We start from the raw sequence: 14,755 nt of genomic DNA, 5'->3' as shown, positions 1-14,755 counted from the left end.
GGATCCACGCTGTAGCCTGAGTCCATGGCAGGTAAGTCCCGCAGCTCCACGACCACTCGTGCGCGGGCGGGATCGGCCCGGGGGAGGACCACGGCGGCATCTCGTTCGGGCCAGGCTCGCGCCACCGGTCAACGCCGGTCGCCCGCACCGCGCGGCCGCACCACACCGGCGCGCCGCCCCGTCCGTCGCAAGTCGGATACCGCACCGCTCGCGGTGATCAGCCGTGGCATCAGCAGCGGCTGGAATATGCTCGCGCGCGGACTCGGCGCCACCACTCGGGCCGTGAGCCGGGCCGGCGAAATCGAACACGGCCATCGTCGCGACGGCATCGCACTGGCCCTCATCGCGCTCAGTGCGGTGATCGCGGCCGCGGTGTGGCTCTCCGCGGGCGGGCCGATCGGGCATTGGGTCGAGGAGGCGATTCGCGCGGTCTCCGGATCGGCATCGGCCGGACTCCCGTTCGTGGCCACCGGCATTGCCATTGTCTTGATGCGGACCGAGGCGCATCCGGAGATCCGCCCGCGGCTCGTGCTCGGCGGACTGCTGATCGGATTGCCGATCCTCGGTCTGTGGCATATCGCGGCCGGATCGCCCTCCGATGCGCACGGGCGTTCCCGCGCAGCGGGTTTCGTCGGTTTCGTGATGGGTGGTCCGCTCACCAATGGGCTCACCGCTTGGCTGTCGGTGCCGATTCTATTGCTGGCCATCGTCTTCGGTGTGCTGCTTGTGACCGGCACGACCATGCGCGAGGTGCCGCAACGGCTGCGCGAATACTTCGGCACCGGCAGCGGCGGCGACGAATACGGTGACTACAACAGCGAATCCGATTTCGATCCGGCCAACTACGATGCCGACGGATTCCCGCTGCATCGCAACACCAAGTCTCGGCGGCGCGGTCGCACGCCCGAGGAGAACTACCCGCCCGACGAATTCGGCGGCTCCGATGCGGTCACCGAGATCATCGGTGAGCCGCCGCTGCGCGATGCGAAACCGATTGCGACAGAGACGCCCGAAGAGAAGCCCAAGCCGAAGAAGCGCGCCCCGGTCAAGGTCGAGGACCAGACCCCACCACCACCGAAGCAGTTGGAGTTCATCACCGACCGCGAGGTCGAGGGTGACTACACGCTGCCGCCGCTGACGCTGCTGACCGACGGCGAACCGCCCAAGAAGCGCAGTGCCGCCAATGAATCGATGATCGAGGCGATCACCGAGGTGCTGGTGCAGTTCAAGATCGACGCGGCGGTCACCGGCTTCGTGCGCGGCCCGACGGTCACCCGGTACGAGGTGGAGCTGGGTCCGGGTGTGAAGGTCGAGAAGATCACCGCGCTGGCCCGCAATATCGCCTATGCCGTTGCCACCGAGAATGTTCGGCTGCTCGCTCCGATTCCGGGTAAGTCCGCCGTCGGCATCGAGGTGCCCAATTCCGATCGCGAACTGGTGCGCCTGGCCGATGTGCTCAAGGCGCCGGCGACCCGAAACGACCACCACCCCTTGGTGATCGGTCTCGGCAAGAATATCGAGGGCGATTTCGTCTCGGCGAATCTGGCCAAGATGCCGCATTTGCTGGTCGCCGGATCCACCGGTTCCGGTAAGTCGAGCTTCGTGAACTCGATGCTGGTCTCGCTGCTGGCGCGTTCCACCCCGGACGAGGTCCGGATGATCCTCATCGACCCCAAGATGGTGGAACTCACGCCTTACGAGGGCATTCCGCACCTCATCACGCCCATCATCACCCAGCCGAAGAAGGCCGCCGCCGCGCTGGCCTGGCTGGTGGAGGAGATGGAGCAGCGCTATCAGGACATGCAGGCCAATAAGGTGCGCCACATCGACGACTTCAACAAGAAGGTCAAGTCGGGCGCCATCACCGCGCCGCTGGGCAGCGAACGGGTGTACCGGCCCTATCCGTACATCCTCGCCATCGTCGACGAACTCGCGGATCTGATGATGACCGCACCGCGCGATGTCGAGGACGCGATCGTGCGCATCACCCAAAAGGCCCGCGCCGCGGGGATTCACCTGGTGCTCGCCACCCAGCGCCCTTCGGTGGACGTGGTCACCGGTCTGATCAAGACCAACGTGCCGTCCCGATTGGCCTTTGCCACTTCGTCATTGACGGATTCGCGTGTCATCTTGGACCAGCCGGGTGCCGAGAAGTTGATCGGCATGGGCGATGGGCTCTTCCTGCCCATGGGCGCGAATAAGCCCACCCGCCTGCAGGGCGCGTTCATCTCCGATGAGGAGATCCACGCGGTCGTCGACTTCGCCAAGAACCAGGCCGAACCCGAATACCAGGAGGGCGTCACCGCCGCCAAGGCGGGCGAGAAGAAGGACGTCGATCCCGATATCGGCGACGATCTGGATGTCTTCATCCAGGCCGTAGAGCTGGTCGTCACTTCACAATTCGGCTCGACCTCCATGCTGCAGCGCAAGCTGCGCGTCGGCTTCGCCAAGGCGGGCCGGCTGATGGATCTGATGGAAACCCGCGGCGTGGTCGGACCAAGTGAGGGTTCCAAGGCCCGCGATGTGCTCATCAAGCCCGACGAACTCGAGGGCCTGCTGTGGACGATCCGCGGCGGCGGTGACGAGGAACCGGGCGACCCGGAGAGCTAACCGCGCCGAAAACGCTTCTGCGGCAAGTATTCTCACCGCCGGTGGGCCACTCTGGCGTGGATACAGTGGCCCGACATGGTGATCTGCGGAATCAAGGTGTCGCACGATGGCGGTGTCGCGGTCGTCGAGGACGACCGGTTGGTGTTCAGCATCGAGATGGAGAAGCTCGGCAACGGACTCCGGTACAGCACGCAGCAGCGGTAAACCGGCGGCGTGCACGGCGGCGGCGGTATCGTCGGTCAGGTCCCATGCCGGTTGCGTCAATGCCGAGCCGGAGGGCGGCGCGGCCAGTGCGGTGGCGGCGATCCCGGCGCATCGTTGCCATGGCTGGCGATGCTCGATCGAGCCGACCACGCGTCCGCGATGATGGTGTCGATGTCGGAGGATTTCGGCGACCAACCCAGCTCGGCGTGCGCGCGGCGGCTGTCGCTGATGAGCCGCTGTGGTTCCGGTGCCGCGGCACGGTATTCGACCGGGATGCGTCGTCCGGTCACCCGGGCGGCCACCGCGACGAGGTCGTTGACGCTGGTGCCGACTCCGGTGCCGATGTTGTAGCGGCGGTGCCGGCCCGGCTGCGGGAGTCCGGCCACAACGGCGTCGAAGGCGCGGGCGGCATCGTCACGATGTAGGTAGTCGCGGACCGCGGTGCCGTCACCATTGACGATCAGGGCTGGATCCGTGCCGCCGGCCACCGCGAGGATCCGCGAGAGGATCCGCGTGTCGTCCGGGTCGGGGCCACCGGCAATGTTGAACAGTCGCAACACCGTTGCGTCGAGCCGACCGGTCGCGGCCTGCGCGGCGATCACCGCCTCGGCGGCCTGCTTACTCGCGGCGTACGGGTGCTGCGGGTCGTCGATGAGGTGCTCGGGCATGGGTTGCCGCGTTGGTGTCCCGTAGATCGACGCGGTGGACGCGAATACGAGTCGGTGCACCCCGGCTGCCGCCATAGCCCGTAACAGCGTCACGGTTCCGCCCACATTGACCGCGAAGTAGTCCAGCGGCTCGGCAAACGATTCGCGAACTCGGGTCAGCCCGGCGAGATGACAGACCAGATCGACGTCCCGCAGAGCCGTTCCGAGGGCATTCTGGTCGCCGAGGTCGGCGGTTCGGATCGCAATCCCCGCCGGGACACGGGACCGCCCTCGATGCACCAGCCCGACAACCTCATGTCCGCTGGCGCAGAGGGTCCGCACGACCGCGCTGCCGAGGTAGCCGTTCGCTCCGGTGACGAGTATCCGCACAGGACCATCGAACCAGCCCACGAGAGCCGCAGGCGCGGTGGTAGCTCATCGTGGAGTCGAACCACGCGACAGGGCCTTATGAGAGCCCCGGGGCGAACCTGCATGAGCCTCGGTCGGTGCGCTGGAGTGCCCGATTACCCCACACTCCATCGGCGCGCTCGGAAGGATTCGAACCTTCATCCGCCTGCTTCGTAAACAGGTGCTCCATCCGTTGAGCTACGAGCGCTGGTCCGGGTCGCGACCCGGATCGTTCCCTCGGCGAGATTCGAACTCGCACCTACCGGATTCTAATTCCGGTGCCTCTGCCAATTGGGCTACGAGGGAATGGTTTTGGTACCCGTGGGTGGGATCGAACCACCGACCTGCGCCGTCGGAGGGCGTCCGTGGCGACTGCTTGCGGGTCGCTCGAAAGGGTCAGCTCTGGTCCACTGAGCAACACGGGTTCAAAACCGGTCTACGGCAGGGTTATTCAAATCCGGTAATACGAAATGTGTACTGCCGTATATTCGCTGTGAAGTTATGAGCACGGATGGAGGGACTCGAACCCCCAACAGCACGACTTTGGAGATCGTTGCTCTTCCGGTTGAGCTACATCCGCTGGACAAGAAAAGGGGCCGCTCCGTGGCGATTATTTCGCCGGGAGCGGCCCCTGCTCAGGCCTTCTCGAATCGAGACCTCAGGGGCGGCTCCGGGCATTTGCCTGTCGCAGTTGCGACATCAGCGGCCGGGTCAGGCGGAGCTGCGACATCGACCGCCGGGCGCCCGCACGCAATTGCCAGGCACCGGCGAGGGAGCGTAGTCCCTGGTCCTGAGTGCTGGTCATTGCCTTTGCCTTTCGTGGTCCCGATTACGGGTGCTGATTACGTTCTGGATAACGCTAACACCGAAGGACGCGCGGAGGAACCCATTTATTCCCCATCGGCGAGTTGTCGGCACGCCTGCAGCGGGTAACTCGGCGGCAGCCGCTCCGGATGGTCGGTGAACCGCCACTCGTCATTCGCCTCGCGCGTCATCTGGCCGGGCACCACGGAACAGTGCGGTGCTCTACCGGTCCGGTGATCGTTATGCGGTCACCAGTTCGCCGATCCTGTGATTTCCACTGTTGGTCACGATCTGGGGGAATTCGGTATCGGTTTCGACATAAGTCGTTCCATCCGAAAACGCCATGGGCTCAGCGATTTCGCAGTACGGATAGCCGACAGTCGGTCGGTCGGTGCGGGTTTCGACGATGCCCCTACAACGTGGCGATTCCAGTGAATACCCGATCGGCAACCACCCCGCTAGCTCGATGGGGCACTCATGGGTTTACGGCAGCTGTTCTTCCTGATCGGCGGCCTGCTGGATCGGCTGGTCTATCTGTCCTACGGCCTGTCGGCGATTCTCGCGTTCATCGGCGTCGAACTGGTGCTGCACGCACTGCACGAGAACACCCTGCCTTTCGTCAACGGTGGTGCGCACGTCAAGGTACCCGAGATTTCGACGCCGATCTCGCTGGGTGTCATTCTCGGGATTCTGGTCGTCGCGACGGTGGCGAGCCTGCTCGAGACCCGTGGTGCGGCGGCCCGATCCGCCGAGGGCCGGATCGGCGACTAGAACACTCGGTTGCGTTCGGGTGCGATCTCGAAACCGCGCCCGGTCGCATCATTGCGGCAGGTCACCCCGACGGGCTGAACCAGGCAGGTGAATCCGTGCACGCTGAGGCTGGAGCCGACCGGCAGCACCGGTGCGCCGCCGGCGCCCTTGCCCGGCTTCGTCGGCGATCCGACGAAGAAGCCCCGGTTCACGCAGAGATATCCGGCGCTGTCGCCGACGGCGAGGGCGGCCGCGCTCGGGTCGCTACTCCAGCAGGCCTGCATCTCGGGCGGAACCGGGCTGGTCGCGCCCTGGCAGCCCACCGGTCGTTTCGGCTGTCCGAACGGCTCGTCGAGGAAGCCGCAGACGATGCCGCGGTCGGCCGTCTGGAAGTAGTAGCCGTCCTCGGCGCGGTACTGCTGCTCGTCGGCCATGCCGGGGAGTACCACCGGACGACCCACTACGGTGAAATTTGCCGGATTGTCGGAATCGGTGTCCCGGCCGGTCACCAAACATGCGGCCAGCGTGAGAAACGCGGCCGACATCGACGCGAAAATCGCGATGGATATGCGCATACGGGGGAGTCTGCGTGGCGGGACTCGGATTCGTTCGCACCCGCTCCGGCGTGTCGCCGGAAGTTTGCTGACCACCGGGCGTCCGGCCGGGGCATGCGGTGGTCAGCCGCTTTCGTCAGGATGCGAATGTGCCCATCACCGGCAGCCACTCCACCGCGCGCACCGCGTCGATCAGGTTCTCGCGCGCGAACGGATCCTGCGGTAGCAGTTCCTTCATCGCCGCGTCGTCCGCGACCTGGAACAGCAGCAGTGCGCCGGAGCCGTCCGGGTAGGGGCCGCTGGTGAGCAGCGAACCCGCCTCGATGAGGCCGTTCAGCCAGGCCCGATGTTCGGGCCGGAAGGTGTCGCGGGCCTCGACGGTGGCATCGGAGTAGGTGTAGTGCACGGCGAAGATGGGCACGATCGATCCGTTCTGATCAGAGGTTGAGCAGCATTCGAGTATTGCCGAGGGTGTTCGGCTTCACATAGCTGAGGTCCAGGAATTCCGCGACACCGGGATCGAAGGTCCGACACATCTCCGCGTACACCTCGGCGGTCACCGGTGTGCCGTCGATCTCCACGAACCCGTGCCTGCCGAAGAACTCCACCTCGAAGGTGAGCACGAACAGCCGCCCGAGTTCGAGTTCCCTGGCCACCGCGACCAGTCGCTCGACGATGAGCCGCCCGACCCCGTGTCCCTTGACATCGGGATGTACCGCGACGGTGCGCACCTCGCCGAGATCGGCCCACAGCACATGCAGCGCGCCGCAGCCGACCACCCGGCCGTCGAGTTCGGCCACCCAGAATTCCTGCACTGCCTCGTACAGCGTGACCAGGTTCTTCTCCAGCAGGATCCGACCGGCGTAGACATCGACCAGGCTCTTGATCTGGGGCACATCGGAGGTTCGGGCGCGTCGCACGACAGGGCGAGATTTGTCCGCGGCAGGTGCCGCGCCCGGATACGCGTCGCTAGTCGAACCACCTAGTGGTCCCCGAGAGGTCATGGGGTGCACAGTAGTCGGCCCGGCTACCGATACTCTGAACGTGTGCCGCACATCCACCCGCTCCGCTCACCGCATCGCTTCGGCATGCGTTCGAGCCTCGTGGCGGCGGTGGTTGCCTTCACGCGCGTGGCGCAGCCGGGCGCCGGCGAGGCGGAGGCATGAGCGTGCAACCAGAAGAGATCGATCGACGTTGGGGTGAGCCGGCGGTGCGGACCGGATTCCTGCCCACCCAGGGTGAACCGGTCGTTCCGCTGATGAATATCGCGAATGTGCTCACCATGCTGCGCATCGTGCTGGTCCCGCTGTTCGTGCTCGCGCTGTTCGTGGGCGGTGGACATCAGACCGGCTGGCGGATCGCGGCCGCGGCGCTGTTCGGCATCGCCGCGATCACCGATCGCTTCGACGGACAGTTGGCCCGCAAATACGGACTCGTGACCGATTTCGGCAAGCTCGCCGATCCGATCGCGGATAAGGCGCTGATCGGTTCGGCGGTGATCGGACTCTCGGTGCTCGGCGACCTGGCGTGGTGGATCACCCTGGTCATCTGCGGTCGTGAGATCGGGATCACGCTTTTGCGGCTGGCGGTGGTGCGGCGCGGGGTTATTCCGGCCGGTCGCGGCGGCAAATTGAAGACGCTGGTGCAATCGGTCGCGATCGCGGTACTGCTGCTGCCGCTGCACGGTGGATTCGCCACCGCGGGAATGACTCTGATGTATGTGGCCGTCGCGCTGACGGTCGTGACCGGACTCGATTACGTGGGTCAGGCGGCGCGGGTATGGCTCGCGGGAGGTCCGGGCCGGGCGCGCGGCGCATGACCGATCCGCTGACAACCGGCGCGCCGGTCGTCGAATTGGTGCACGCGCTGAGTGCTGCTCGGCAGACCGTGGCGACAGCCGAATCACTGACGGCGGGTCTGCTCGCGGCGACCATCGCCGGGGTGCCCGGCGCCAGCGCGGTACTGCGCGGCGGTCTGGTCGTCTACGCGACCGATCTCAAACACACGCTCGCGGGTGTCAGCGATGAGGTGCTGGCGACGGAGGGGCCGGTCGCCGCGAGTACCGCCGAGGAACTGGCGGTCGGGGCGCGTCTGCGCTGCGGTGCGGACTGGGGGATCGGGCTGACCGGGGTCGCCGGACCGGATTCGCAAGACGGGCACGCCGTCGGCACGGTCTTCCTCGGTCTGGCCGGTCCGGGGCATACCGAGGTGATGCGCTGGAAGCTGAGCGGTGACCGCTGGGCGATCAGAATCGGCGCTACGCACAGCGCGGTTCGGGAGTTGCGTCGTATCGTGGGAGACGACCGCTAGCGGTGGCGTCCTTGCGCGGCCGCAATGAGTTTGCCCCCGTGGGAACCAACCGGCCCGTGTTCGACGTTGTGCCAGAAAGGACGGCGTGCGCAGCGCTGGCAGGCGCCCGCGGACCCGGTTACTGGGAGCTGAAGGAGAACGACATGACGCTGCTGCGAGAGGCGATCGGGGACAGTCTGCGGCGTGCTCGTCTCGCCCAGAGCCGGACCTTGCGTGAGGTGTCCACCTCGGCGCGCGTGAGCCTGGGATATCTGTCGGAGGTCGAGCGGGGCCGCAAAGAGGCCTCCAGCGAACTGCTCGCCGCCATCTGCGCGGCCCTGGATGTGCCGCTGTCGCGGGTGCTCTGGGATGTGAGCACGATCATGGCCGGTGTGGACGCGCTGCCCGCCGACGCACCCGCCCAGACCGCCGACGCACCCGAGGCGGAGCGGACCGCCGCGGTCGAGCCCGCCGAGTCGGCGTCGGAGCCCGCCACGATGTCGGCGGCCGGTGCCCGGACCAAGATCGCCGAAGACACCCGGATCGTCATTCCGGCCCCGAAGGCGGACATGCTGGTCCTGGTGAAAAGCAACTGAGAGGTGACGTCCACGACCGGCGCTGCGCGGCAGTGCCGGAAGCGGATAGATTCTGTAATAGGCGTCGGTTGGGCCGGGTTCGCTCGGCCCGGGTGCCAGATGGTGGAGGATAGGCACATATAGGGTGCGTGACGGTCGCGCACTAGAGTCGCGGTAAAGCGCGGCGCATCTTATGGAGGCGGGATCAATCGATGGCTAATCCGTTCGTCAAGGCCTGGAAGTACATGATGGCCCTCTTCGATTCGAAGATCGAGGAGCATGCGGATCCGAAGGTCCAGATTCAGCAGGCTATCGAGGAAGCTCAGCGTCAGCACCAGGCCCTCTCGCAGCAGGCCGCATCGGTCATCGGCAACCAGCGTCAGCTGGAGATGAAGCTGAACCGTCAGCTCGACGATGTCGAAAAGCTCAATGCCAATGCGCGCCAGGCCGTCATGCTGGCCGACCAGGCCGCCGCGGCGGGCGATACCGAGAAGGCGATCCAGTACACCAACGCCGCCGAGGCGTTCGCCGCGCAGTTGGTCACCGCCGAGCAGGCCGTCGAGGATCTCAAGGTGCTGCACGACCAGTCGCTGCAGGCGGCCGCGCAGGCCAAGAAGGCGGTCGAGCAGAACGCGATGCTGCTGCAGCAGAAGGTCGCCGAACGCACCAAACTGCTCAGCCAGCTGGAGCAGGCCAAGATGCAGGAGCAGGTCTCCGCGTCGCTGCAGCGGATGGATTCGACGCTGTCCGCGCCCGGCACCACGCCGAGCCTGGACGCGGTGCGCGAGAAGATCGAGCGCCGCTACGCCAACGCGCTCGGCGCCGCCGAACTCGCGGGCAATTCGGTGCAGGGCCGCATGCTCGAGGTGCAGCAGGCCAGCATCCAGATGGCCGGGCACAGCAAGCTGGAGCAGATCCGCGCCTCGATGCGCGGTGATGCGCTGCCCGCCGGTGGTGCGGGCGCTCCCGCGATCAATCCGGCCGCGGCGCAGGTGAATCCGGCGCAGCCGCAGATGAACAAGGGTCAGACCGCGCAGCAGTAGCGGATAGCTTCACACCAGATACAGCTCGGCGAGGACTGATTCGGTGAAGGACATGGCACGGGTACCCGACGGGTCGGCCGTCGATCACGCTCGGGCCCTGCCCGTCTGGATGCCGCATCGCTCGCGGAGTGGGTTCGCGCTCCGGGGAGGAAACCGATGAGCCCGCAGGGACCTCGCGAGCAGCGCAGTGGCGGCCGCTCCGGTCGCCGCCGTAGTTCGGCCGTCGTGCGCGCGCAGTCCGCGCTCACACCGCAACCCGGGAGCCTGCCCGACAGTCTGCGCGAAGTGGGCGAGCATGCGCTGGTCGCCGTGCGCCGCTGGGCGGATCCGCGGGAACGGGAGTTGCGCAAGCGCCGCCGGGCCCGTCGGCGCAGCTTCCAACTGGGCACCGTCGGCGGTCTCACGACGGCGGGAACCGTTGGGCTCATGGTGATTTCGGCCCCGGTATGGGCCGTGGTGGTGGTCGGTGGCGGAGCGGTGGCGCTGGTCACCGGCACCGCGCTGAGCGCGCGCCGCTACCTCCAATTACGCAGCGCCCCACTGCCGCAGGCGGCCTTTGTGCCGCGCAAGCAACCACCGCCGTGGTCATCCGCGCGCGGTCCGATTTCCCGCCTGGTTCGCGCGGAGAAGGCATTGCACGGCCTCGGCACTCAGATCGCTCGATCGAATCGGCTGCCCGAGGACGAACTCGCCGATATGATCGAAACCGCGGGCTCGGGCGCGGCCGCGCTGCATGCGCTGGCCGCCGACATCGCCGCCATGGAACAGGCGCTCGGCGCCATGGGCGGGGCGAAATCCGTTGTCGCCGTTGGCCTTACCGAGAATATGCAATTCGCGCTCGGCCGCCTCGACAGCGGTGTCGCCGAATACGAGCAGGTGGTCGCCGCCGCCGGACGCATCCTCGCGGTCCCCGAAAGTGCGGTGCTGCGGCACAATTTCGATGTGATCGTGGCGGATCTGCGCCATGCCGCGGACCGGTTGGACGGGTGGGCGCAGGCGCTCACCGAGGTCGCGGATCAGCACGCGCCCACTTCGCTTCCCCCGCAGGGGCGCTGACCACTCGGGTTCGGGAAATCCGGGCCCTGTTTCGATCTGCCCTGTCGGGCGCACCTTTGCTGAGCGATGAGCTTGCCACAACCAGCTGTCCGTATCGAGGATGATTCGCTACGCGATCGACCATGACAGCGGCGCACTGACCCCGCGCGAACACCTCGAGCTCGGTCGTGATCCTTGGGTCGAGGTAATTGACATGTCTTGAGCGACACCACCTTCCAGATCGATGTCGATCGATCCATCCGGGCGTCGGCCCCGAATCACTAGTGATCGACGCTGCTGACGTTCGTCGAGGCCGACCTCTGCGGGCCGGCCATGCGGCGCGGATCCAGTTTGCAGGTTCGTCCCGGGAGGTGGCGTCGCTACATGCTGTTGATACTGATCGTTCCCGTCGTAGCGGCAATTATCGCCGTCGCCATCTTCGTAATCGGGGATCGGCTGCGGCCGGAGTCATGGGTGGCGACCGACGAGGAGTCGGCGGGATCCCTCGTGCTCGACCTGATCAATACGCTCTTTCTGGCCGTGGTCGCCTTCGTGGTGGTGATCTGCTGGCAGGAGTACGACAACGCGCACAATCACACCGTCGCGGAGGCGAAGGCGCTGGTGGATACGTACTGGACCGCGCATGCGATGCCCGATCGGGAACACCGTCAGATCCAGGGCCTGGTGCGGGATTACACCGATCAGGTGCTCAACCGGGAGTGGCCGGTAATGCAGACGGACCGGCGGCTGAGTCAGCCCACGCAGGACACGCTCGACAGCCTGCGCGATGCCGTCGCGTCGGTGAATTCGACGGATCAGGATGTCGTCGATCTGCGCGAGAGTGCGATGGCCAGCCTCGACGCGGTCGCCGAGGCGCGCCAGGACCGCGCCATGGACGCGAGTTACCAGATGCCCGGATTCCTTTATGCGGCCTTGTGGTTCGGCACGATTCTGCTGTTGTGCTCCGCGGTGCTGTCCGGTGTCGAGGTCACCAGGCGCAGTCTGCTGATGACCGCGCTGCTCGGTGTCGTGGTCGGCTCGGCGGTGCTGGCGATCTACAACCTCGATCGGCCGTTCTCCGGTGGAAACAGCGTCCCGAGGGACGCCTTCGAATATGCGATGTCCCGCTACGAGCACATCACCTGACGGGTCACTTCGGACGGTGGAGCTGCGACGAATGGGGTATTTGCAGATGGCATTTGATGTGCGGACACGAAGGACTGCAAGTGGATTGGCCGCGGCGACGATGATTCCGTTGGCCGCTGGGCTGTTGGTGGGACAGTCCGCTGCCGCCGATTCGGTGCTGCCCGAGGTGCCGGGCATCGGGAGTATCGCCACCGGCAGTGCGTCGTTCGACGTCATTGGAACAGGAAGCGCGGCTGCGGATTTTCTGCGTGATGGAACCGCCAGCGGCTCTTCCGGAGGCGTGTTGGATCTCGAGCCCAGGAGTGCCGGAACGGGTGGTGGCCTACTCGGTGGCGTTGACTCATTCGCCGCTGGAGAACAAGTGCCGCATGCGGATGCGACGGTTGGTGCGGGCGAGGCGCTGGGTCTGGACCCGGGCAGTATTCAGTCGGCCTGCACCGGCAGCGCCGTAATCGGTAGCGCGGCAATCCTGCTCGGGTCGGCGACCGGAAGTGGGGTGCTCGGCCCGGGTTTGGTCGGTACCGGTTCGGTCGGTTCGAGTGGGTCCGGACTCGGCAGCGTCATCGTCGGCAGTGCGGCCACCGGCAGCGCACTGCTGACCTGCCTGCTCCTGCTTCCGGCCCCCACACCTCCCCAGCCCGGCATCCCCCTCCAACTCGGCCCGCCGATACCTGGTCCACCCGCACCGCCGGTCGTTCCGTCGGAATTCATCACCGCCGCACCACCCGCGATCGCGCCGGAAATCCCGATCCTGGCCACCCCGCACCAACCACTGAACGAGGCAGTCGAATCCACCCCGGATCCGATTGCCTGGAACCTGCTGGAGCTGGTGGCGGTCATGGTGGTCACGGTCTTGACCGTGGTACGCAGGATCACCGGCGGTCGCCATGCCAGGCGGGCCGAATAATGCCCGGCAGCAGCGCTATTCGGACTTCGCCCGGTCGCGCTCCTCGGCGATCCGACGCCGGATTTCGTCCCACGACATCGGCAATTCGTCGACGGGCGCGGTGAAGAAGACAAAGGTGGCTTCCCGCATGACCTTTCGCTTGCGCTGGACGGTCGACTTATGCGGTTCGGCGCCCGCGTAGGCGAAGATCGCCGCCTTATCGGTCCAGGCGGAGTAGGTCCAGAAGGTGCCCTTGAACATTTCCGCCTTCAATGCGACACCGAGCGCGCCGGGGGAGCGGCGGGCCTGGCGCCACAGCGCCAGCGAGGCCATCAGGAAGGCCGGTGCGTGCAGCACCGATTTGACCTCGAGGCGGGAGGCCATGCACTGCGCCTCGGACGCGGTGGGGGCGTTGACGGTCATCCACGGAAGGGTGGGCATGGTCTGCTCTTTCGGCTGAAGCTACGGGCTGGTCGCGCTCGGGCGACTGCGCTCGAGGGTTTCACACGCCAGATGATCTTGTCAATGACAAGATTACGGAACTTTCTCAGGGTGAACCCTGATCTTCACCCGGATATCGGTGCTGAGCTGGTGATTTATCGTTTTCTGGCTGCCACCATGGAGGAGTCGGATCGTCGGATAGCGGTTCGCCGGAGACCCTCTGGAGGCTGGCATGTTGTGGAAAATCATCGGTGTCGTAGCGGTCGTCTGGATCGCGCTCGCCATTATCGGTGCGTTGATCAAGGGGCTGTTCCCGATTCTGGTGATCAGCGCGGTCGTATTCGGGCTGTACCTGCTGTACAAGGCGGTGTCGGGCTCGGACAATTCCACCGTGAGCAAGCTGTAGCGTCTGAGCAAAGCCGCATGCCCGCCGGGACTTTCGGGTGCGCGGTATCCAGAGGTAGGCCGTGCGCCGTCCGAAGTGGACAGTGCGCGGCCTACCCGCTTTTCGGGGAGCGGCCCGGTGCGAGTCGAAGGGTCTGTTTGAATGATTCGCGTGGAGCAGGTTCCCGAAGACTGGCAGCGCGGCCTCGTGATCGTGGCCCATCCCGACGATATCGAGTACGGCGCCGCGGCCGCCGTCGCCCGCTGGACGGGACAGGGCAAGGACATTCGGTATGTCCTGGTCACCTCGGGTGAGGCCGGGATCGCGGGCATACCGCCCGCGGAGGCCGGACCGTTGCGCGAGGCCGAGGAGATCGCCGCCGCCAAGGCGGTCGGCGTGCACGAGGTGGAATTTCTCGGGTATCCGGACGGTCGCGTCGAGGAGACCCTGGCTCTGCGCCGTGATCTGGCCGCCGCGATCCGCCGCCATCGACCAGAGTTGGTGGTGTTGTTCAACTTCGGCGACACCTGGGCGCCCGGTTACGCCAATAGCGCCGACCATCGCGCGGTCGGCCGCGCCGCTCTCGACGCCATCTCGGATGCGGGCAACGAGTGGATCTTCCCCGAACTCACCGAAGCCCCGTGGTCGGCCCGCCTGGCCGCCGTGGTCGGCCCCGGCGCCACCCATGCCGTCGACGTCACCGACACCCTCGAACAGGCGGCCGCCTCACTGGCCGAACACCGCCGCTACCTCGAGGTGCTCAGCCCCGAACCGGTCGCCGACCAGGTCCGCGCGGTTATCGATAGGGCAACCGCCCCGATATCGGGCTTCCCCGCCGCCCACGCCGTCGGCTTCGAGCTTTATTACTTCGGCTGAACGGGTCGCGGGCGAGATCGGCAATCATCGCAACCGTGGCGCGTATCGACAGTTGCCCGCGGTTGCCCGGCCCGTGGAATGTCGGTCACGCGTCCGACTGTG

General features: G+C 66.3%; 16 protein-coding genes, 3 tRNA genes and 2 pseudogenes. 12 read left to right on the top strand and 9 right to left on the bottom strand.

What is annotated here, in order from left to right; all coding sequences use genetic code 11:
- Nucleotides 1–24: 24 nt before the first annotated feature.
- Nucleotides 25–2,610, top strand: coding sequence for a DNA translocase FtsK (locus ACHQ4I_RS19010; RefSeq protein WP_420773133.1), 2,586 nt, complete (start codon nt 25–27; stop codon nt 2,608–2,610).
- 75 nt (nt 2,611–2,685) lie between these two features.
- Nucleotides 2,686–2,814, top strand: a complete 129-nt coding sequence (locus ACHQ4I_RS19005; protein WP_420773132.1) for a carbamoyltransferase N-terminal domain-containing protein — start codon at nt 2,686–2,688, stop codon at nt 2,812–2,814.
- 56 nt (nt 2,815–2,870) lie between these two features.
- Here the strand turns inward: ACHQ4I_RS19005 and ACHQ4I_RS19000 are convergent, their stop codons facing one another.
- From ACHQ4I_RS19000 to ACHQ4I_RS18980, 5 genes and pseudogenes are all read right to left on the bottom strand, one after another.
- Entirely contained in the window at nt 2,871–3,851 is a 981-nt protein-coding gene (locus ACHQ4I_RS19000) for an NAD-dependent epimerase/dehydratase family protein (protein WP_420773131.1), read from the bottom strand.
- Between the two features lie 153 nt (nt 3,852–4,004).
- Nucleotides 4,005–4,077 (bottom strand) — tRNA-Arg (locus ACHQ4I_RS18995).
- A gap of 24 nt (nt 4,078–4,101) precedes the next feature.
- Nucleotides 4,102–4,175 (bottom strand) — tRNA-Leu (locus ACHQ4I_RS18990).
- A gap of 7 nt (nt 4,176–4,182) precedes the next feature.
- A pseudogene (locus tag ACHQ4I_RS18985) lies at nt 4,183–4,294 on the bottom strand.
- A gap of 81 nt (nt 4,295–4,375) precedes the next feature.
- A tRNA-Trp gene (locus ACHQ4I_RS18980) sits at nt 4,376–4,449 on the bottom strand.
- Nucleotides 4,450–5,144: 695 nt separating this feature from the next.
- Between ACHQ4I_RS18980 and ACHQ4I_RS18975 the strand changes: the two are divergent.
- A pseudogene (locus ACHQ4I_RS18975) lies at nt 5,145–5,444 on the top strand (TerC family protein); the annotation flags it as partial.
- Here ACHQ4I_RS18975 and ACHQ4I_RS18970 read toward each other — a convergent pair.
- The 3 genes from ACHQ4I_RS18970 to ACHQ4I_RS18960 form a co-directional block, all read right to left on the bottom strand.
- Nucleotides 5,441–5,998: a hypothetical protein gene (locus ACHQ4I_RS18970; protein ID WP_420773130.1), complete on the bottom strand. Its 558-nt coding sequence runs from the start codon at nt 5,996–5,998 to the stop codon at nt 5,441–5,443. The pseudogene ACHQ4I_RS18975 and the gene ACHQ4I_RS18970 overlap by 4 nt on opposite strands.
- A 115-nt stretch (nt 5,999–6,113) precedes the next feature.
- Nucleotides 6,114–6,398: a YciI family protein gene (locus ACHQ4I_RS18965; protein WP_420773129.1), complete on the bottom strand. Its 285-nt coding sequence runs from the start codon at nt 6,396–6,398 to the stop codon at nt 6,114–6,116.
- 16 nt (nt 6,399–6,414) lie between these two features.
- Nucleotides 6,415–6,981 carry an amino-acid N-acetyltransferase gene (locus ACHQ4I_RS18960; RefSeq protein WP_420773128.1) on the bottom strand — a complete coding sequence of 189 codons (567 nt, stop codon included), beginning with the start codon at nt 6,979–6,981 and terminating at the stop codon, nt 6,415–6,417.
- A 158-nt stretch (nt 6,982–7,139) separates the two neighbouring features.
- Between ACHQ4I_RS18960 and pgsA the strand changes: the two genes are divergently transcribed.
- The 7 genes from pgsA (at nt 7,140) to ACHQ4I_RS18925 (ending at nt 12,972) form a co-directional block, all read left to right on the top strand.
- Nucleotides 7,140–7,796 carry a CDP-diacylglycerol--glycerol-3-phosphate 3-phosphatidyltransferase gene (pgsA, locus tag ACHQ4I_RS18955; RefSeq protein WP_420773127.1) on the top strand — a complete coding sequence of 219 codons (657 nt, stop codon included), beginning with the start codon at nt 7,140–7,142 and terminating at the stop codon, nt 7,794–7,796.
- On the top strand, nt 7,793–8,287 hold the full coding sequence (locus ACHQ4I_RS18950; protein ID WP_420773126.1) for a CinA family protein: 495 nt from the start codon (nt 7,793–7,795) through the stop codon (nt 8,285–8,287). Before pgsA ends, ACHQ4I_RS18950 begins: the two co-directional genes overlap by 4 nt.
- A 143-nt stretch (nt 8,288–8,430) precedes the next feature.
- Entirely contained in the window at nt 8,431–8,862 is a 432-nt protein-coding gene (locus ACHQ4I_RS18945; protein ID WP_420773125.1) for a helix-turn-helix domain-containing protein, read from the top strand.
- Between the two features lie 191 nt (nt 8,863–9,053).
- Nucleotides 9,054–9,884, top strand: a complete 831-nt coding sequence (gene pspA / locus ACHQ4I_RS18940) for a phage shock protein PspA (RefSeq protein WP_420773124.1) — start codon at nt 9,054–9,056, stop codon at nt 9,882–9,884.
- 156 nt (nt 9,885–10,040) lie between these two features.
- Nucleotides 10,041–10,940 (top strand): phage shock envelope stress response protein PspM, encoded by a 900-nt coding sequence (gene pspM / locus ACHQ4I_RS18935; protein ID WP_420773123.1) that lies wholly within the window; start codon nt 10,041–10,043, stop codon nt 10,938–10,940.
- A gap of 363 nt (nt 10,941–11,303) precedes the next feature.
- Nucleotides 11,304–12,065 (top strand): bestrophin-like domain, encoded by a 762-nt coding sequence (locus ACHQ4I_RS18930; protein ID WP_420773122.1) that lies wholly within the window; start codon nt 11,304–11,306, stop codon nt 12,063–12,065.
- An 85-nt stretch (nt 12,066–12,150) separates the two neighbouring features.
- On the top strand, nt 12,151–12,972 hold the full coding sequence (locus ACHQ4I_RS18925; protein WP_420773121.1) for a hypothetical protein: 822 nt from the start codon (nt 12,151–12,153) through the stop codon (nt 12,970–12,972).
- Between the two features lie 15 nt (nt 12,973–12,987).
- Here ACHQ4I_RS18925 and ACHQ4I_RS18920 read toward each other — a convergent pair whose 3' ends face one another.
- On the bottom strand, nt 12,988–13,392 hold the full coding sequence (locus tag ACHQ4I_RS18920; protein WP_420773120.1) for a hypothetical protein: 405 nt from the start codon (nt 13,390–13,392) through the stop codon (nt 12,988–12,990).
- A gap of 232 nt (nt 13,393–13,624) precedes the next feature.
- Here ACHQ4I_RS18920 and ACHQ4I_RS18915 point away from each other — a divergent pair, with 232 nt between their 5' ends.
- Both ACHQ4I_RS18915 and ACHQ4I_RS18910 read left to right on the top strand, forming a co-directional pair.
- Nucleotides 13,625–13,798 (top strand): hypothetical protein, encoded by a 174-nt coding sequence (locus ACHQ4I_RS18915; RefSeq protein WP_169810825.1) that lies wholly within the window; start codon nt 13,625–13,627, stop codon nt 13,796–13,798.
- A gap of 150 nt (nt 13,799–13,948) precedes the next feature.
- Nucleotides 13,949–14,653 carry a PIG-L deacetylase family protein gene (locus ACHQ4I_RS18910; RefSeq protein ID WP_420773119.1) on the top strand — a complete coding sequence of 235 codons (705 nt, stop codon included), beginning with the start codon at nt 13,949–13,951 and terminating at the stop codon, nt 14,651–14,653.
- Nucleotides 14,654–14,755 lie beyond the last annotated feature (102 nt).

The sequence above is a fragment of the Nocardia nepalensis genome (assembly GCF_048910785.1).
Taxonomy (GTDB): Bacteria; Actinomycetota; Actinomycetes; order Mycobacteriales; family Mycobacteriaceae; genus Nocardia; species Nocardia nepalensis.
This window is presented reverse-complemented; position numbering and strand designations above follow the sequence as displayed.